The sequence below is a fragment of the Streptococcus suis genome, from assembly GCF_046032535.1.
Classification (GTDB): domain Bacteria; phylum Bacillota; class Bacilli; order Lactobacillales; family Streptococcaceae; genus Streptococcus; species Streptococcus suis_AK.
The window spans coordinates 28,730-46,540 of record NZ_JARQPL010000011.1 but is presented as its reverse complement, the minus strand read 5'-3'; the positions used below and the strand labels follow the sequence as shown (position 1 = coordinate 46,540).

The 17,811-nt window shown below is 41.5% G+C and carries 19 protein-coding genes and 1 pseudogene; 2 read left to right on the top strand and 18 right to left on the bottom strand.

Going from position 1 to position 17,811, the window contains the following annotated elements; genetic code table 11:
- Positions 1-51 precede the first annotated feature (51 nt).
- A complete protein-coding gene (gene xerS / locus P7J58_RS05310; protein ID WP_408555838.1) occupies positions 52-1,122 on the top strand; it encodes a tyrosine recombinase XerS in 1,071 nt (356 codons plus the stop codon).
- Positions 1,123-1,184: 62 nt separating this feature from the next.
- Here xerS and P7J58_RS05305 read toward each other — a convergent pair whose 3' ends face one another.
- From P7J58_RS05305 to P7J58_RS05240, 14 genes are all read right to left on the bottom strand, one after another.
- Entirely contained in the window at positions 1,185-2,693 is a 1,509-nt protein-coding gene (locus P7J58_RS05305; RefSeq protein ID WP_408555839.1) for a phosphomannomutase/phosphoglucomutase, read from the bottom strand.
- Positions 2,694-2,779: 86 nt separating this feature from the next.
- Positions 2,780-3,721: a sensor histidine kinase gene (locus P7J58_RS05300; RefSeq protein WP_408555840.1), complete on the bottom strand. Its 942-nt coding sequence runs from the start codon at positions 3,719-3,721 to the stop codon at positions 2,780-2,782.
- A complete protein-coding gene (locus tag P7J58_RS05295) occupies positions 3,718-4,383 on the bottom strand; it encodes a response regulator transcription factor (RefSeq protein WP_408555841.1) in 666 nt (221 codons plus the stop codon). Before P7J58_RS05295 ends, P7J58_RS05300 begins: the two co-directional genes overlap by 4 nt.
- A gap of 41 nt (positions 4,384-4,424) precedes the next feature.
- A complete protein-coding gene (locus P7J58_RS05290) occupies positions 4,425-4,691 on the bottom strand; it encodes a type II toxin-antitoxin system RelE family toxin (protein ID WP_408555842.1) in 267 nt (88 codons plus the stop codon).
- Positions 4,675-4,926 (bottom strand): type II toxin-antitoxin system RelB family antitoxin, encoded by a 252-nt coding sequence (gene relB / locus P7J58_RS05285; protein WP_044673968.1) that lies wholly within the window; start codon positions 4,924-4,926, stop codon positions 4,675-4,677. The genes P7J58_RS05290 and relB overlap by 17 nt, the downstream gene beginning before the upstream one ends.
- Before the next feature lie 234 nt (positions 4,927-5,160).
- On the bottom strand, positions 5,161-7,131 hold the full coding sequence (locus P7J58_RS05280; protein WP_408555843.1) for an ABC transporter permease: 1,971 nt from the start codon (positions 7,129-7,131) through the stop codon (positions 5,161-5,163).
- Positions 7,132-7,884, bottom strand: coding sequence for an ABC transporter ATP-binding protein (locus P7J58_RS05275; protein WP_029173099.1), 753 nt, complete (start codon positions 7,882-7,884; stop codon positions 7,132-7,134). It lies immediately after the preceding gene.
- A gap of 8 nt (positions 7,885-7,892) precedes the next feature.
- Positions 7,893-8,282 carry a NisI/SpaI family lantibiotic immunity lipoprotein gene (locus P7J58_RS05270; RefSeq protein ID WP_408555844.1) on the bottom strand — a complete coding sequence of 130 codons (390 nt, stop codon included), beginning with the start codon at positions 8,280-8,282 and terminating at the stop codon, positions 7,893-7,895.
- A gap of 12 nt (positions 8,283-8,294) precedes the next feature.
- Positions 8,295-8,435 (bottom strand): hypothetical protein, encoded by a 141-nt coding sequence (locus tag P7J58_RS05265; RefSeq protein ID WP_044759724.1) that lies wholly within the window; start codon positions 8,433-8,435, stop codon positions 8,295-8,297.
- A 134-nt stretch (positions 8,436-8,569) separates the two neighbouring features.
- Positions 8,570-9,736 carry an acetyl-CoA carboxylase biotin carboxylase subunit family protein gene (locus P7J58_RS05260; RefSeq protein WP_408555845.1) on the bottom strand — a complete coding sequence of 389 codons (1,167 nt, stop codon included), beginning with the start codon at positions 9,734-9,736 and terminating at the stop codon, positions 8,570-8,572.
- Positions 9,737-9,753: 17 nt separating this feature from the next.
- Positions 9,754-10,500 carry an esterase family protein gene (locus P7J58_RS05255; protein ID WP_408555846.1) on the bottom strand — a complete coding sequence of 249 codons (747 nt, stop codon included), beginning with the start codon at positions 10,498-10,500 and terminating at the stop codon, positions 9,754-9,756.
- Positions 10,501-10,527: 27 nt separating this feature from the next.
- On the bottom strand, positions 10,528-11,352 hold the full coding sequence (locus tag P7J58_RS05250; protein WP_408555847.1) for an alpha/beta hydrolase: 825 nt from the start codon (positions 11,350-11,352) through the stop codon (positions 10,528-10,530).
- A 182-nt stretch (positions 11,353-11,534) separates the two neighbouring features.
- A complete protein-coding gene (trmFO, locus tag P7J58_RS05245) occupies positions 11,535-12,869 on the bottom strand; it encodes a methylenetetrahydrofolate--tRNA-(uracil(54)-C(5))-methyltransferase (FADH(2)-oxidizing) TrmFO (RefSeq protein ID WP_408555848.1) in 1,335 nt (444 codons plus the stop codon).
- 195 nt (positions 12,870-13,064) lie between these two features.
- The gene (locus P7J58_RS05240; RefSeq protein ID WP_029179891.1) at positions 13,065-13,814 is read right to left on the bottom strand and encodes an HAD family hydrolase; all 750 of its coding nucleotides are present in this window, start codon (positions 13,812-13,814) and stop codon (positions 13,065-13,067) included.
- Positions 13,815-14,121: 307 nt separating this feature from the next.
- Here P7J58_RS05240 and tnpA point away from each other — a divergent pair.
- A pseudogene (tnpA, locus tag P7J58_RS05235) lies at positions 14,122-14,656 on the top strand (IS200/IS605 family transposase).
- Positions 14,657-14,869: 213 nt separating this feature from the next.
- Here tnpA and P7J58_RS05230 read toward each other — a convergent pair.
- From P7J58_RS05230 to P7J58_RS05215, 4 genes are all read right to left on the bottom strand, one after another.
- Positions 14,870-16,069 carry a tyrosine-type recombinase/integrase gene (locus P7J58_RS05230; protein ID WP_105146711.1) on the bottom strand — a complete coding sequence of 400 codons (1,200 nt, stop codon included), beginning with the start codon at positions 16,067-16,069 and terminating at the stop codon, positions 14,870-14,872.
- Positions 16,053-16,319 (bottom strand): DUF3173 family protein, encoded by a 267-nt coding sequence (locus tag P7J58_RS05225; protein ID WP_408555849.1) that lies wholly within the window; start codon positions 16,317-16,319, stop codon positions 16,053-16,055. The genes P7J58_RS05230 and P7J58_RS05225 overlap by 17 nt, the downstream gene beginning before the upstream one ends.
- 292 nt (positions 16,320-16,611) lie before the next feature.
- Entirely contained in the window at positions 16,612-16,812 is a 201-nt protein-coding gene (locus tag P7J58_RS05220) for a helix-turn-helix domain-containing protein (protein WP_105146688.1), read from the bottom strand.
- A 134-nt stretch (positions 16,813-16,946) separates the two neighbouring features.
- Complete coding sequence (locus P7J58_RS05215) at positions 16,947-17,795, bottom strand: alpha/beta hydrolase (RefSeq protein ID WP_105146689.1); 849 nt, start codon at positions 17,793-17,795, stop codon at positions 16,947-16,949.
- Positions 17,796-17,811 lie beyond the last annotated feature (16 nt).

Sequence of the window (17,811 nt, the reverse complement as noted above, 5' to 3'; positions counted from 1 at the left end):
TATATAAGATTATGCTATACTACTCATATAGCTAAAAATCAGGAGAAATACATGCGTCGTGAGTTATTACTAGAAAAAATTGAACAGCTAAAAGAAATCATGCCTTGGTATGTCTTGGAATATTATCAGTCAAAGTTGTCTGTGCCTTACAGTTTCACAACCTTATATGAATACTTGAAAGAATACCGTCGTTTTTTTGAATGGTTACAGGATTCGGATTTGGTATCTGTGGAACGGATTGCTGACATTCCGTTGGATATTCTGGAACATTTGACCAAAAAAGATATGGAGGCCTTTATTCTTTATCTGCGGGAGCGTCCCTTGCTGAATGCCAATACCACGCAGAATGGTGTGTCGCAGACCACCATTAACCGTACCCTGTCGGCACTTTCTAGTCTCTTCAAGTATTTAACCGAAGAAGTGGAAAATGAGCAGGGCGAGCCCTACTTCTACCGCAATGTCATGAAGAAGGTGTCCACCAAGAAGAAGAAAGAAACCTTGGCAGCGCGGGCGAAGAATATCAAGCAGAAGCTCTTTTTGGGCGATGAAACCATGGAATTTTTGGACTATGTGGACAAAGAATACCATGTCAAACTCTCCAACCGTGCCCTCTCCTCCTTCCAGAAAAACAAGGAGCGGGATTTGGCGATTCTGGCTCTTCTCTTGGCATCTGGCGTCCGTCTGTCTGAGGCAGTCAATCTAGATCTCCGTGATGTCAATCTCAAGCTGATGATGATTGAGGTGACACGTAAAGGGGGCAAGCGGGACTCGGTCAATGTGGCAGGATTTGCAAAGCCCTATCTGGAAACTTACATGAGCATCCGTCAGCAACGCTACAAGGCTGAAAAAACGGATACGGCCTTCTTCCTGTCCGAATACCGTGGTCTGCCCAATCGTATCGACGCTTCTTCTATTGAAAAAATGGTAGCCAAGTACTCTGCGGACTTCAAGATACGTGTGACACCCCACAAACTCCGTCATACCTTGGCAACACGGCTCTACGACGCCACCAAGTCGCAAGTTCTGGTCAGTCACCAACTGGGCCACGCCAATACCCAGGTCACTGACCTCTACACCCATATCGTCAACGATGAGCAGAAAAATGCTCTGGATAAATTGTAATTTTACGTAAAATTAATTATGTAAAACAACACGAGTAAGCTCAAACTTACTCGTGTTTTCAATTATAGCAATTCTTTCAATTTTTCCTGATTGACAGCTGGGTACTGGTCCAAAAAGGCTGAGAGAGTTCGTAAAACGGCAGGTAGGTGTCCAGTCTGGTCATTTTCCACCTGCAAGACCAAGAGTGGCTCGTGGAGGCTCATGCGGAGCAAGAGCCAGCCGTCCCCATAAGGCTGAGTCAGGTCAAACCGCACTCCTTCTTCGTTTTCTGGGTTGAAAGCAAAGCCTTCGAGGCTGGTGTTTCTGAGAGCAGCAATGACCTGTTCACCAAGTGCTCGATAGTCTGTGGCTTCCAGCTTGAACCGTACTTCTTGGGTTTCAAGTGGTTGCTTGAGTTGGGCAATCAAGTCGTCCAAGGACTTGCCTTCCGCTTGCAGTTTTGGTAAGAGCATGAGAATCTTAGCCGCCACATAGGTCCCGTCATCGAGGAAGTAATTTTCCTTAAAGGCAGCGTGTCCTGAGGTTTCGATAGCCAACTGGCAATCAACTCCCTCTTGATTGGCTAAAATAGCACGGTTGATGACATTACGGTAGCCTGAAATATAGCGGATTTGTTTGCCTCCCAGGCTTTCTATAAATACCTTAAGGTGTTCAGTTGTTGGGGAATTGGTCACAATGCTGGTTCCTGGATGTTCAGCTAGAACAATCTGGCTGAGAACGGCAATCAGGTTGTTACGATTGAGAATTTCTCCTGACTTGGTGACCAGGGCAGCACGGTCAACGTCGGTATCAAAGATAATGCCTAGATCTGCCCCTTGCTTCAAGACGGCCTGGCGAATGCTTTCCATAGCTTCCTTGTTGTCTGGGTTTGGAACATGGTTTGGAAAGTTTCCGTCTGGGTCTAGGAATTGCGAGCCTGTGGTATCTGCTCCCAATTCTGCCAAAACTTTCTCAGCAAAAAACCCGCCCGCTCCGTTTCCTGCATCAACGATAATGTTGAGATTGGCAAGTGGTTTTTCTTGTCCGTCACAGGCTGAGCGAATTTTACCTACGAGGTCTTGGGAGTAAGGCGTCATCAGGTCTGCGGTGGTCACACTTCCAAGGGTGGAAGCTGGCAAGTCTTCACTATGTGAGAGGATGAAGTCAATATCCTCGTGCTCTGCTCCGCCATTTTCCGAAAAAATCTTCAAGCCATTAAAGTAGTAAGGCAGGTGGCTGGCAGTGATCATGACACCAGCGTGGCACTTGAACTGAGGATACTGGGTGCTCATGAAGAGGGCTGGCGTGGTGGCCATGCCGAAGTCAATCAGCTGAACTCCCAGACGAACGGCTTCTTCTGTAAAGGCTGTGACCAAATCTGGACCGCTGAGGCGGCTGTCTCGACCGATACCGATGGTTAGCTGCCCTTCTTGATAGGCCTGATCCAGTTCTGGATTCTGGGTCAACCAATGAATCAGGCCACGGACAATTTCCTTGGTGGCTTGTGGCGTGAGGTTGACGGCGTATTCGTCCGTTGCAATGGCAATCCCGCGAATATCCGATCCGTTTTGTAGTACGTGATGATGTGACATAGCTTCCTCCTTATCGTCATTTAGTTTATCAGTTATTCTAGTATAGCACAATTTCAAAACGCTTTCAAAATGAAAAAGCACAGTTTTCACTGTACTTTTGTAATACGAACGGTTGTACCAACTTCCAGTTGACTTTCCACAGAAATAGCTAGTTCCAACTGATTCAAGACCCGCTTGGTCAGATACAAGCCAAAACCTGTAGCTTTTTGGTGTTCACGGCCATTAAAACCTGTAAATCCCTCATCAAATAGGCGTGGAATGTCTTCGGCTAGAATCCCAATTCCCGTATCGGAAATGGAAATTCCCTTATTCAGTTCAATGGCTACCTTACCTCCAGTCTTATTGTACTTGAGGGCGTTGTCGATGATCTGTGATAGGGCAAAACTGAGCCACTTTCTGTCGGTTTTCAGTAGCCAATTTCCATCGATGGTCACTGAAATGTCTTTTTGCAAGAACTGATTGCGGTATTTTTTGACCAAATCGACCACTACTTCTCTTACTTCCACCTGTTCAAATCGAAAATCACTGACATGGTTAGTCAGTTTGAGGTAATTGAGGAGATTTGCCATATAATTGTCCAAGCGTAAGAGCTGATGATCGACATCCTGCTGGTTGAGATTATCAGTCTGGCTCATCAAAGACAGGGCAGCCAAGGGAACTTTCATCTGGTGGGACCACATTTTGACCATGGCTTGCAGGTCCTCTTCCCGTGACTTATAATCCAAGAGCTGCTCCCGCGTCGCCTCCTTCTCCGCTTCAATCAAGTTGAGATAGGCAAGGTCCACAGGCTTATTCAGCAGGGGCAGAGCTTCTTCATGGACATAGTCCTCCAAGGCTCTCATGCGGTTGCGAAACTTCCAGAAAAGGCCCACTGTCAGTAGGATTAAGAGGGTTAGGGACAATAGCAGAGCGTTTTGCAGGAATTCGGAGGGCAGTTTGTAAAGTAAAAAGAGCAAGATAAAACTACCAGACAAGACCAGATAAGCGAAATAAAAACTACGGTATTCTCGGATAAATTTTGCTATCATTTGACCAGGTACCCCACGCCACGAACAGTATGAATACGGTCAAATCCCACTTCACTCACCTTCTTACGCAGACGAGTCATGTTGACATTGAGGGTATTCTGGTCAATAAATTCTTCATTTTCCCAGAGTTTTTCCAAGAGTTCTTCCTTGCTGACAATCTGTCCTTGTCTTTCTAGTAAGGTGGACAAAATCTTGGTTTCTGTAGGTGAAAGCTGAACCTGTTGCGATTCGCTTGAAAAACGCCCATCCAGACTAAGCTGGAACTGATCGATAGACAAGTCAGTTGATTTGCTGAATTGATTGACCCGACGCAGGAAGGCGCCGATTTTGGCATCTAAAATTCCCAGCGAAAAGGGTTTGGAAACAAAATCATCGCCACCCATATTCATGGCCATGACTGCATTCATCTCATCATCGCTAGAAGAGATAAAGATAATGGGCATGGTCATGGTTTTACGGATTTCTGTCGTCCAGTAAAAACCGTTGTAATAGGGTAGGCTAATGTCCATCAGCACCAAGTCTGGTTTGATTTCTGCAACTTCCTGACTGACAGCTCGGAAATTCTGCACACTTTCTACCTGATAAGATTTTCCCAAATGCTGCTTCAAGAGTTGGACAATCATCTCATCATCTTCAACAATATAAATCTTCTCTTTTTTCATCTTCTTCATTCTGCAAAAGCCAGGACACAGGTCTTGGCTTTCTATTTATATACTTCTTTTCGATGCCCGAGTTCAAGGGCAGTTACAATCAATTTATCATCTTCAATACTGACGATGACCCTGTAATTTCCGATACGATACCGCCATTGGCCAGAACGATTGGCCGTCAAGGCTTTGCCGTACTGTCTGGGGTTGTCAGTTACATGACTGGACAGGTAGTTGGTAATCTGCTTTTGAGTAAATTTGTCCAACTTTTTCAACTGTTTGATAAATCGACTGGTTGGTACGAGTTTATAACTGATCTTCATCCGTCAACCCCAACTCTTCCAACATTTCCTCCCAGCTAATCGGCTCAATGCCGTTTGCCAAGTCTTCTTGGTATTCTGCCCAGGCTATGTCTGCCACACGCGCATCGTACTCGTCTTCAAGAGCCTCAAGGGTTTTAGTTCGAATGAGTTCCGACAAACTCACACCTTCAAACTTTGCCATAGCCTGCATAAATAGCTTGTCCTGCTCAGAAACTTTCAATGTAATAGCTGCCATTTTCTCACCTCTTCGAGTATTCCTTTGGTATTACCATTGTAACACCATTTCCCTGAAAAAGCAAGGGAGTGGGACAGAACTTGAAAAATTAAAAAAGTTCGTCGTCCCACCCCCGCACAGTTGATTAGGTCAGATTTGGAGTGTAAAACACGAACAAATCTGCCAATCAACCACTGCGCTGAGATGTTAGCACGAACTCTGAGAAGTGGTGCTGGGCTTTAGCCCATCCGATTGCTACCGTTCAATAATGCGGTAATAGGTGCGACTGGTCCACTTGTAAATGACAAAGTAGATTAGAGCAACTGCCAACAATGTAATACCACTAACCGTGTAAATCATGCTGGAAGAAACCACTCCGAACATCATCAGCATTTGTTTAAGCATAACAAGTGCGACGACAAAGTGCAGGGTCGCCATAGCCAGAGGCATAAAGAAGACCAAAAGCGTTTGAGAGTTGATGGTTTTCTTAACAGCCTGCTGGCTCATACCCACTTCCTGTAAAATCTTGTAGGATTTCTTGTCCTCATGCCCTTCCGAATACTGCTTGTAGTAGATAATCAAGGCGGCACCTAGCAAGAAACTAATACCCAACAAGAAGCCTGTAAAGAGGAAACCACCTGTGAAGCCCATGAGCATATTGTTGAAATCCGTGCGTTGCATGACATTTCCGAGGTATTCTCCATTTTCATCCAGAATATGATAGATATCCCCAGACTGCTCTCCAAGAGAGAGCACTTCTTCATTGGTCAAATCGGTAAAGACACGGTAGTCCAGACTGGTTGGATAGCCTTGAGATTTATATGATTCGCAGTACTCACGAATAACGTTTAAAACTGTATCATCTTTAACCACCATAATAGCTGCGGCTATCGTATTGGTAATATCCGGGAAGATTGCCTTATCTAGACTAACTACGTTTTCAAAAGTTTTATCCCCCAATTTGACAATTTTAAGTGGTACTTTTCCACTAGGCCGCATAAAAGCAACTTGATTGGCAGCCAGCTCTGGCAGGTCATTGCCCAGCTTCCTGAAATCATCTTGGGTGATGAAATAGGTAAAAGCCATCTTGCTATAGTCTGGATTGGCAATAGTTTCTGGACTAACGACAATCTCACTCCCACCATCATAGACCAGACCAGCTTGGTAGGTCAGGTAGGACAGACTATCTTCCGCTTTTTCTGGAAAATGGCTGAGCACCGATTGCTGATAGGCACTTTCACCCTGACTCCTATCCGCAACAGGATAGGTAATAGATGTTTCCTTTGGATAAAGTCCACTGGTCATATTGGCCATACCTGTATAGAGGGATGTCGTTGTCGCAATGGTCACAAAGGCCATGACCGCAAGTAGTGTGATATTGGCCAAACCCGTTGCGTGTTGCTTCATCCGAAAAATCATCTGCGATGTGGTGATGAAATGCTCTGGCGTGTAAAAATAGCCTTTGTTTTTCCGCCGAGCCTTCAAATACCAAGTCATAAAGCTGATGTAGAACAAGTAGGTCCCCGCAATGACAAAGAGTACAGCGATAAAGAAACGATAGATGACGCCAACTCCTGCAGATTGAGAAGAAAGTGACAGGTAGTATCCAACGCCTAGGCTAAGGACAGCAAGTGCTGCCAAGAGAAGATTCCCACGTGGCTCCTTCTCACCCTTTTCACTAGCTCGGAACAAAATCAGCGGACTGGTCTTGCCAATGGTCCGAATAGCCAGCAATTCCAAGAGGAAAAAGAAACCAGCAAAGAGAAAGGCGGTCATGGCAAATGCCAGAGGCTCTATTCCAAAATGCAAATCACTATAATGTGTTATATTGACAAAAATCAAGTAGAGAACATTTGCAAACACACCAGCTAAGACAGAACCAAGAACCACAACTAGCAAGAAAATCATCATCAATTCGAGGCTGGCTATCAAGGCTACTTTTTTCTTGTTCATTCCCAGCATATTATAGAGACCAAATTCCCTCGCCCGTTGTTTCATCAGGAAATTAAAACTATAAATCTCCATAATGACCGAGAAAATGGTCAGAACAATCACGCCAAGACCGATAGAAACAGCACCATAGCCCATGGTCTTCATAACTGGACTTAGCATGAGTAAGAACATGGAACAAATCAGAGTAAATAGCACAAGACTGGCTAAAACAAATGGAGCAAAAACACCCATGGATTTTCGGATATTTTGCCCAGCAAGTTTGAGGTAAAACATCTACTCACCCCCTAAAAGTGCAGACATATTGAGCGAAATTTCCTTAGCAAAATCTTGATTGCTCTTGTCTGCCTTGTACAGTTGATGGAAAATGCGACCATCTTTGATAAAGAGAACCCGTTTGGCATGGCTGGCTGCATTGGCTGAGTGAGTTACCATGAGAATGGTTTGACCGTCACGGTTAATTTCCTCAAACAAATTCAACAAGTCTTCCGAATTGCGATAGTCAAGGGCAGCTGTCGGTTCGTCCGCTAGGACAATCTGTGGCTGGGTAATCAAACTACGAGCAATGGCCACGCGCTGCTTTTGTCCACCAGAAAGTTCAAAGGGACGTTTTTTCAGCAAATCTTGAATGCGTAGTTTTGGCGCCAGAGCTTTCAAACCTTTCTCCATTTCTTGATGACTAGCGCGTGCCAAAACCAGTGGTAAAAAGATATTGTCTTGGATAGATAGGGTATCTAAGAGGTTAAAATCTTGGAAAACAAAACCTAGGTTACGCAAACGGAAATCTGCCAGCTTGCTTTCCTTGATTTTGGTGATGTCTTGATTGTTTAAGATAACAGAGCCTCTCGTCGGCTTGTCCAGGGTTGCTAGAATGTTGAGCAAAGTCGTCTTACCTGAACCACTTTCACCCATGATGGCGATAAACTCGCCCTCTTCTACCTTAAAATCCACATCTTGCAAAGCACGAGTTTCCTCTTTTGAAAAGCGCGTGCGGTAAACTTTTTCTAAATGATTGATTTCTAATAACATATAAACTCCTAATTGTTTTCTTTGGCAAAATTAACTGCATCAAGTAATGCTTGGTAGTCTATTCGATCTGACTCAGCAATATTATCTTCTAAATCTACCTTGTAATAACCATTCTGGACACCGATGGCCCATTCCTTGCTAGTGGTTATATAGAGATTATTCAAGGATACTGTCTTTTTCACTGCCCCTTCTTCTTTGACAACAGGCCATTCCATAAACTGAATTTCTGTTCCTTGAATACTATCTTCGGCAACTTCCTGTTTGCTAACGGCATAGTCTTTTCCCTTGTAATGGAAAGTTTGATAGCCCTCATCAAAGCTAAGACCTGCTGAAGAGGAAGAGCAAGCGGTTAGCATTATACTACCCAAAGCCAGCAAGCCAAATGCTTTCTTTTTCATAGTTTCCTCCCTCTAGTATGCCATAAATCGCATACTTTGCAAATTATGGGATAATTCCTCTAAGAATTCTGCCTGTTCCAAGAGTTCAGCCTTTTCTTTTTCTGAGAATACTTTTTCTTCTATTCTCTTTGCTTGTAAAAATTTGAATGACATATGATTTCCTTCTTTCGTTTTCTTATGAGTCTATTATAGAATATTGTTTTACCTCGTTCCCTTACAGTTCTGACATATAAACTTACAGGTTTGTAAGAAAAAAAGACACCATTTCTGGCGTCTTACAGTTAGTTTTATTTTGTTAGACCAATGTAGGCAATCATTTCATCCAACTCTTCCTTGCTTTCAGTCACTAGAAGGTAGGCATCGTTTCCTTGCAGTTCCGCAAAGGCGTCTGGCATGCGTTTGACGGTTTTAATCTTACCAGCGAATTTCTGATGAATGTCATCTGCTGAGTAAACATAGTCTGTTGTATCTCGGCGAGTTGCTACCAAGCAGTATTGTGAATCGAATCGTCTCTCTTCAACATCACTACCCGTTACAATGTTTGCGTAATCACGGAAAAGGTCAATCGAATGAGCATAGTTGTAAGCTTCTACAGTGAAGCCACCTGCCATACGGTTGTTGTATTCAATCGCGATGTAATCTTTTCCGTTCTTGAAAAATTCAATGTGGAAGAAACGCTCTTTCATACCGAAGGCTTTGATAATCGCTCGACCATATTTTACTAGTTTTGGGTCCAGTTCTTTCTCGATGAAGTAAGCATTGTCCTTTCTAGACAACATCAGTTCCAGAGGAGTATGAACATAGGTCAAACCTGTTTCGAAAACAACATTTCCCTTGCTGTCCACCAATCCATCATAGGTTGTAATAATGCTTGAATTGACAAATTTCTCAAAGAAATAAGCAGTTTGACCATCCCATGCTTCTTTAAAGGTTTCTAGGTCAGCTTTCTTTGTGAGTTTAAAGGTACCTGACGCCCCAACACCGTTGTCAGGCTTGGCAATCATTGGGAAACCAATTGTTTTCACGGCCTTTTCAATATCTTTCTCTGTTTTGACAACCATACCTGGAACCACAGGAACCCCTGCTTTAGAGAAATATTTCTTCATTTCAGACTTGAATTTTGTCTTTTTAAGATGACTTGGCTTTGCTCCAAAAATATTAAATTGTTCACGAAGTTCGGCATCATTTTCAAGCCAATGCTCATTGTGGGATTCTACACGGTCAATAGGGCCGTGCTTGTAAATCAAGAAAGCAGCTGCACGCTTGACCTCATCAATATTTTCCAAATCATTGACACGGAAATATTCTGTAAGAGCATTACGAAGTTCTTCAGGTAATTGATCATACGGTTCTTGTCCGATACCTAGAACCGTAACGCCTTCTTTTTTAGCCAATTCAATGGTGAATGGTTGAAAATTTTCTGGATAAAAAGGTGAAATAACGAGATAATTCATAGGTAGTCCTTTCTAGCTTAATGCCCGATAGAATGGAGGAAGAATGGCATTTGTTTTCTCCACCATACCCAGTCGTGGGCCACATCTGTTCCCCAAGTATCAAACCAAGCTGGGATATTCTTCTCTTCAAAGGCACGTTTTAGGTTGTAGAATGAGTCCAGACCGTCTTGCTCCCAATCACCCAAACCTGTGCAGACGATAATATCTGCTTGACGATATTTGTCAATAAACCAGCCGTCGTTTTGGTTCCAGATGTAGTCAGATGGTGAGTTTTGATAAACAGCATCGTCATTGCCATAGTCTTGATTGTTGTTGAAGAAACGAGCATCATAGACACCTGAAAGGGCGATGACTTTTGTGAAAACATCTGGATGTTGCAGGAAGAAGTTTAAGGCATGGTAGGCCCCCATTGAGCAACCAGTTGTCATCATACCATCGAACCAACCAGTTTTATGTTTGATAAATGGAATCGCTTCTTCAATCACATAGCGTTCGTAGGCGCGGTGAGCCTCTGCCTTATCATGAATGGATTTCCAGTCTGCCAACCAGCTTTCACTATCGTAACTCGTTAAGGTGAAAAATTGAACATGACCTGCCTCGATAGAGCCACGACAAGCTTCAATCATCCCAAAATCTGCATACTCATTGTAAGAACCGCCTGATGAGGCAAAGACAACAACAGGAATCCCAGCGTGACCATAACGATTTAGATTCATTTCTCGGCCTAGATTTCCAGACCAGTGACTTAAAAATTCTACATGCATATTCATTCTCCTAACTAATTCTTTACATTACCACTTTTCGCTTAAAAAGCGTAAGCAATCTGGCAAATAAGCTGCCCAAGCCTCTTCATTATGGACCGCACCTGAAACGACTTCCAAGGCGATATTGTCCAAATCCACTCCGCCAGCGAGCAATTGACGGTAGTAAGTCAATGAAGAATTGATATAAGCCTGCTTGATATTACCTGCCATCAAGGTTTTATCTGTATCATCCGCTTCTTCAGTTCCAACATAGATGTAGACCCGTTGGTCCTTGTCTAAGTTTTGACGTTCAATATAGCGGTCAAATGCTTCTTGATGAAGCCAGTTGGCAGATGAAAAGACACCCAGACAGCCAATCTGGTCTTGATAAGCCAATCCCATAAATTGTGTGATATTACCACCTAAAGATGAACCAATCATAGCTGTGTGGGCCTTATCAGACTTAGTACGGTATTCTTTATCGATAAAGGGCTTCACCACATCCATGACAAATTCGGCATATAAGGTTCCCTTGCCACCAAACTGAATGCCTGGAATCCCCATTTCGCTAAACTTCCATGCGGCATATTCATGCATCCGTTCAGCACCATCATTGTCAATCGCTACGATAATCATCTTGGCAATATCGGGATTTCGCTTAATAGTAGGAATCACTTTCCAAGAATGTCCAGAAAAGGCTTCTTTACTGTACAAAACATTTTGTCCATCATGGAAGTAGACAACTGGATAGGTCGTTTCCGTATTTTCTTCGTAACCTTTTGGCAATAAGACACGGACACGACGCTTTCGACCGGTGAACGGAACGTCTAATTCATGAGTTTTCATATCCAAATAAAAATAGGACTTGTTCATATACATCTCTTTCTAAACAATGTTTTTACTATTATACCACAGATTTTCTGAAATATTCAGAAAATTTAGTTATTTCAGGTCATTTTTCGGACTTTCCGAACAAACTAGTTTTTTGTTTGAGTGTTTTTTGATTTTAACATAAGAAAAAGACACCCGAAGGTGTCTGGAAATAGCTGATTATCTTAGTAAGCCAAAAACTCTTCCAAGTCCCTAAGGGAACGCTCTGCTATTGCTTCATAACGCTCCTTCTTATCGCGGATACGTGGCCCATCCAGCTCCTTAATGATGCCAAAGTTGACATTCATAGGCTGGAAGTGCTTGCTTTCAGTATGGGTGATGTAGAATGGCAGAGCTCCGATGGCTGTGGTCTGTGGGAAGATAACTGGGTCTTCGCCACGGAAGCGGCGAACAGCATTGATACCGGCCACTAAACCAGAAGCGGCAGACTCAACATAGCCTTCTACTCCTGTCATTTGACCTGCAAAGAAAAGATTTGGATTTTTCTTGGTGGCAAAGGTCTGTTCCAATAAGTTTGGCGAATCCATATAGGAATTGCGGTGCATAACGCCGTAGCGGACAAATTCAGCATTTTCGAGTCCTGGAATCATTTGGAAGACCCGCTTCTGCTCGCCCCACTTGAGATGAGTCTGGAAGCCAACAATATTGTAAAGGCTACCTGCTGCGTTGTCCTGACGGAGTTGAACAACAGCATAGGGTGTCTTGTATTCACCGTCACGAGGCCCCTTGTAGTCTTCTGGGTATTCCAGACCGACTGGTTTCATCGGACCATACAACATGGTTTTAATGCCACGTTTGGCCATGACTTCAATGGGCATACAGCCTTCAAAGTATTTTTCTTTTTCAAAGGAATTGAGCGGCGCCTCTTCTGCTGAAATCAAGGCTTCATAGAAAGCGGTAAACTGCTCCTTGTTCATCGGAGCATTGAGATAGGCAGCCTCTCCCTTGTCGTAACGGGACTTAAGATAAACTAAGTCCATGTTAATGGTCGAGCTGTCCACAATCGGTGCTGCCGCATCGTAGAAGTAAAAACCGTCACCACCATTAAGCGCGTGAATCTTCTCCGCCAAGGCGTCAGATGTCAAAGGCCCCGTCGCGATAACTGTGATAGCATCGTCAGGAATCTCTGTAATCTCGCCACGAATGACCTCAATCAGTGGGTGGCTGTGAATCTCATCAGTAACTGCTTGAGAGAAATTCTCACGGTCCATGGCCATGGCACCCCCAGCAGGCACACGGTGAGCCTCTCCGGCACGCATGATGATGGAATCCAAGCGACGCATTTCTTCCTTGAGAAGACCGACAGCGTTGGTTAAACTATCGCCACGGAAAGAGTTGGAACAGACCAACTCTGCGAACTTGTCGGTCTTGTGCTGGGGTGTTGGTTTGACACCACGCATCTCGTAGAGTTTGACAGGAATGCCACGCTTGGCAATCTGATAAGCTGCTTCTGAGCCAGCCAAGCCAGCTCCGATAACGTTAATATGGGTTTGAGACATGAAACTAATACCTCTAGCCAGAATATCTGACTACTGTTTGGGAATACCCCAAAACAGAACCTTTCTAAATTTTATACCTATCTAGTATACCAGAAAATGGCTAGAAAAGACAAAACTACCTTCATTGAAATGAAAGTAGTTTCACCTTTTTACATAATATATTTTATGTATATCCTTTACTGTTCTATCGCTTATTTACAATAGCTCCGCTATATCTCCAACAACCTCAAAATTCCAACAAAGTCTCCTATAAGAGTCGATTTCTTCCTGACTATACGGGAAAGTATTCAGCAAAATGGAATCCATTCCCAATTCATGAGCAATAGCTATATCGGATGTCAAATCATTACCAACCATAACCGTTTCTTCAACATCAAGATTATTTTCCTCTAAAACCAGTTGAAGAAATGCTGGTTCAGGCTTCTTCATCTTAAAGTCAGAAGAGATATAAATTTTTTCCATCAAATCAGCACAACCTGTCTGTTCAATTTCTGCCTGAGTAAAAATTCGTTGAGCATTAGAGAGAATAAATAATCGCGCTTCTCTGTCCTTTAATGTCTGTAGACTAGTTAGGGTATTTTCATAAGCCTCTAACTTTTCACGTGAAAGCACGCGGAAAATCGTGGCTACTACTTGCCCAAAAGTCTCTAAATCAGTCGGCTTATTGGTACTTTGGTTTTCATTTGGTGCATCCGTTAATAGGCGAATGAAGATTGTTTCTAAATCAATTTCGACATACTGATAACTCACTGTTTCCGCGAGAGATCTCTCTGCCTCTTCTACAAAACGATGATAGGCATTTTTCAACTGGCGCGGTCGATAGGAACAACCAAAAGCATTGTAAATCTGTGTTAGCTGATTCCAGACCTCTAGTTTATTCTCATCTGTACGAATATCAACCAATGTACCATAAAAATCGAAGATATAGTTTTTGTAACTTTTCATGTCTTTCTCCTAATCTTTAGACAGCATTTTTTATATTATACTCCACAACGAAAACGTTTGCAACAATAGAACGAAAAAACCTACCACATCAGGTGATAGGTTTTTATTTTGATTATGTGACTTTTAGTCCGTCACGCTCCGTAAGGTGCGTGACAAATAAACCACCCGCTATGCGGGTGCGCGACGAAGGTTATACCAAAAAAACTCCAAACGCGATACAATAAAGGTGTTCAAGCCTATTGTAAAGCGAAAGGAGGAGAAAAATTATCCAGTGGATGATTTTTGCCGAAACCTAAAAATTTAAGAGTTGAGGGCGCAAAAGGCACATAGTTTATCACATACAAAGTGGCTGTGTTCTACCACATTGTCTTCACCCCTAAGTATAGACGAAAAATCATCTATAATCAATATCGAAGTAGTTGGGGAGAAATATTCCGACGATTGTGTAGTTATAAAGGTGTTGAAATTATCGAAGGTCATCTGATGCCAGACCATGTTCACATGTTAGTCAGTATTCCTCCAAGGCTAAGTGTATCAAGTTTTATGGGCTATTTAAAAGGAAAGAGTGCTCTTATGATGTTTGATAAACACGCCAATCTCTCTATAAATTTGGCAATCGTCATTTTTGGGCAGAGAGCTTCAACAATTTGGGGAATTGTTGAAGAGTGTAAGTTGGACTTAATGAAGCCACAATTAAGAAATATATACAAGAATAAAGAAATTATCCAGTGGATGATTTCTTCACGAGCTTAAAATCTAGAAAGCGAGTTAAACATGATATAGCACTTGATAAGTTAAGTGTAAAAGAGTATGAAGATCCCTTTAGGGATAATGGCAAGTAGTACGAATGCCTCTTTAAGAGGCTAGTGACGAGTCAAAAGCAGTGAGGCTTGAACAAAGTGAAAGCCAGCGTCTTTAGGCGCTGGCTGGTGATGTGGGCTTATAGCCCTTGTTCAAACCACCCGTTTGACGGGTGGTCATGATTGGAAACTCTATTATTTAAGAGTAACAATTGCACAACCTGTTAAATGTGCAGTATCAAGGGGTTTGAGTTCTTAATTTGAAGTTTGGCAGGAATTTTGGCATAAAATTGAATCCAATCCTACACTTTTAATATTTTGTGTGATTTCTTCAGAAACTGTTTTATCTAAAGCATTAAACCAGTGACTGTATGTATTCAAAGTTGTTGATTTATCGGCATGTCCCATACGTCTGGCTACATATAAAATATCTTTTTTCAAGACATTGATTAGATAGGATGCATGGCTATGTCTGAGACCTTTTCCTGTAATTACTGGAACTCCTACCTGCTGAGCTTTCCGTTTGATAATGCGACAAATGGTTGATTTACAAAAAGGATCTCCAAATCTTGAAATGATAAAATCTATATCTTGATTTGCAAACTGATTTTTTCGCCAAACTTGAAGTACTTCAATAGTAATATCATCCAATTCAATAAGTCGTTCACCTGCTAGAGTTTTTGTTTGGTCTTTACGATACCAATTCCCATTTTCATCTTTCTCTAAGGTTGTATGTACCTTTAGAAATTTTTTATCAAAATCAATATCCTCCCAACATAAAGATAAACCTTCGCTCACTCGTACACCTGTCATATAATATAACCAGATGGCAGTAAATCGTTGCAATTCTTCATAATCATGTAAGTCAAATGATTTGATAAATGTCTGAAACTCCGTATAGGTCCAAAATGGAGTTTCTGGATGCTTACCTCTAGGATTATCTAATGCTTTACAAGGCATATTTGAAATATAGCCAAGTCTTTCTGCATAACCCATACAAGCTTTAAACCTTGACCATAAATTTTTCGCATAGTTTTCAGAATAGTTCTCTATGATATGCAATCTAAAAGCTTCGCAATCTCTAGGAGTTATTGCTTTTAATGGCTTTAAACCAAAATATTGAATAAAAAGTTTATGATGAGGAAGAGCCGTCTTATATGTCACAGACTGAACTTTTTGCTTATACGCTCTTAAATAAATTTTGTTCATATAGTTTTCAAAAGTCATATTGTAATTTTCTAAACTGACTTTGTTGGCAAATTCATATTTTATACGAACTAATTCGTCATATGCTTCTTTCATTGTTTCAAAGGTTTTACCATATTGATTTTTTCTAGCTTTCTTTTGTACCCTTTTGCCAGTTACTGGGTCGATTCCAAGATCAATCTGATAAAATATCTTTCCCTTATTATCACAATAAACACCTTTGTATTTTTTACTACTTTTTGTTGCTATTTGGATTCTCACTTTCTAAATTGTCTTCAGAGAGTGGAATTCCGATTAACTCTTCTACTATATCTTTAGGAGCAATACCAAGTCTTCTATTGTCAAAGGGCGATTTACTTAATTGTACCGCATTATGGTCAACTTTGCGAGCTTCTTCAAACTTTTTTACTGCTATTCTTTTTGCTTCTCTAATGATGTTTCTTGCCGTATGTTCAGGAAAAGCAATATTCATCAAGTTTTTATATGTTACTGTTTTCATACCTCCACTCCTGTCAAAAAAATTATTTCCTCAGTAGGTATGACTGGTTAAATCAATCATGGGAATTTCACCCGCTGTCCTTTTACGGTGGCAGCCTGAACGGTCAGAAGTATCATTATCATTATTTGTGTCATGGCAGATAGGTCACCATCCTATTTTTGAATAAATGATTTTCGCTCATATCATGGCGCATTACATTCTATTGCTCAACAAATAAATAAAGTCCCACCTAGAATTATTCAATTGTCAATGAACAAATCAGGAGAGACTATTTTATATTAAGTCTTATTCGCTAAGGAAAGTCTGTAAGCCCTAGCAAATAATCTGTACTGACGTTGTATAAATTTGAGAGCTCAATAAGTATTTCTGCTGTCAATGTTACTTCACCACGCTCTATTTTTGCATAGTTTGTATGAGAGAACGAAAGAATTTCTGCAACATATCTTTGAGTATAATCATGATCCTCTCTTAAATTTCTCAATCGTCTATACATTACCTACTCCTATGAAAAGTATAGTGTACTTTCTTTAGGATTTTTATATATTGTCATAATGTGACAATATCAATAGATATAACGATTACATTCTAATCTAATTTTATAGCTTCAAATACTAATTTCTATCTTTCCTAAAATATATTAACTAATACATTGTAGGTATAATCACAAACCGCTTGATAATCATGCCTACCTCCCAGTCTTTCACGGAAAATGACATTTTCTTCCAACCTGAATACTGATGGGGCTTGCCTAGCAAGAGAGAAGACTTGCTCTTTAAAGGCGGTGTAGGCAAAATCATCTGTGCCACTAGCAGCATAAATGAAGAAGTCTTTTTGTTTCTCTTTAACTATATTTGCGAATGCTTTAGCTGGTGTTCCAACATTTCCACTCATAGGATTGAAATAATAAAAGTAATCTAAGGCATTTTCAAAGGTTCGCCAGGTATTGACAGACCCCATTGAAAAACCGCTGAAGGCACGAAATTGACGCGAGGCTATCAAATCTGCTGGGCTGGTTGATGCTGCGTAGGTACTGTACTTACTCTCAACAGCGGGTATCAAATCATTGGTCAGTTCTCGATAATAGCGACTTGTTAGCTGAATGGCTAAACCAAAATCGCTAGAATCTTTTGGACTGGTATTGTTGTATGTGAGATTAACAATGATAACTGGGGCAATTTCTCCATTTGCAATCGCGTGATCCACAATGTGTTTGAAGGCATTGGGAGAATGAGGGCTTCCCATAGTTGTGCGTTCATTGGACCAACCACCATGACTAAGATAAACCACTGGATATTTTTGCTGGTCTGAATAGCCATAAGGAAGATAAATGACGGCTTCTTTTTCAATTGGAATTTGGGCATTTGTCGTGTAGGAAAAAGATTCAAAAGTAGGATAATTAAGGATTTCTAAGGTACCTGGTCTATCGCTAGGTTTGAAATAGTGTTTAGGAATGGTTTTCAAATCTGGAAATGTCATTTGTTCCTCACTTTCT

Coding starts and splice junctions, on each gene's coding strand:
- xerS (WP_408555838.1), top strand. CDS start 52: ATGCGTCGTGAGTTATTACTAGAAAAAATTGAACAGCTAAAAGAAATC.
- P7J58_RS05305 (WP_408555839.1), bottom strand. CDS start 2,693: ATGTCACATCATCACGTACTACAAAACGGATCGGATATTCGCGGGATT.
- P7J58_RS05300 (WP_408555840.1), bottom strand. CDS start 3,721: ATGATAGCAAAATTTATCCGAGAATACCGTAGTTTTTATTTCGCTTAT.
- P7J58_RS05295 (WP_408555841.1), bottom strand. CDS start 4,383: ATGAAAAAAGAGAAGATTTATATTGTTGAAGATGATGAGATGATTGTC.
- P7J58_RS05290 (WP_408555842.1), bottom strand. CDS start 4,691: ATGAAGATCAGTTATAAACTCGTACCAACCAGTCGATTTATCAAACAG.
- relB (WP_044673968.1), bottom strand. CDS start 4,926: ATGGCAGCTATTACATTGAAAGTTTCTGAGCAGGACAAGCTATTTATG.
- P7J58_RS05280 (WP_408555843.1), bottom strand. CDS start 7,131: ATGTTTTACCTCAAACTTGCTGGGCAAAATATCCGAAAATCCATGGGT.
- P7J58_RS05275 (WP_029173099.1), bottom strand. CDS start 7,884: ATGTTATTAGAAATCAATCATTTAGAAAAAGTTTACCGCACGCGCTTT.
- P7J58_RS05270 (WP_408555844.1), bottom strand. CDS start 8,282: ATGAAAAAGAAAGCATTTGGCTTGCTGGCTTTGGGTAGTATAATGCTA.
- P7J58_RS05265 (WP_044759724.1), bottom strand. CDS start 8,435: ATGTCATTCAAATTTTTACAAGCAAAGAGAATAGAAGAAAAAGTATTC.
- P7J58_RS05260 (WP_408555845.1), bottom strand. CDS start 9,736: ATGAATTATCTCGTTATTTCACCTTTTTATCCAGAAAATTTTCAACCA.
- P7J58_RS05255 (WP_408555846.1), bottom strand. CDS start 10,500: ATGCATGTAGAATTTTTAAGTCACTGGTCTGGAAATCTAGGCCGAGAA.
- P7J58_RS05250 (WP_408555847.1), bottom strand. CDS start 11,352: ATGAACAAGTCCTATTTTTATTTGGATATGAAAACTCATGAATTAGAC.
- trmFO (WP_408555848.1), bottom strand. CDS start 12,869: ATGTCTCAAACCCATATTAACGTTATCGGAGCTGGCTTGGCTGGCTCA.
- P7J58_RS05240 (WP_029179891.1), bottom strand. CDS start 13,814: ATGAAAAGTTACAAAAACTATATCTTCGATTTTTATGGTACATTGGTT.
- P7J58_RS05225 (WP_408555849.1), bottom strand. CDS start 16,319: ATGAAAACAGTAACATATAAAAACTTGATGAATATTGCTTTTCCTGAA.
- P7J58_RS05220 (WP_105146688.1), bottom strand. CDS start 16,812: ATGTATAGACGATTGAGAAATTTAAGAGAGGATCATGATTATACTCAA.
- P7J58_RS05215 (WP_105146689.1), bottom strand. CDS start 17,795: ATGACATTTCCAGATTTGAAAACCATTCCTAAACACTATTTCAAACCT.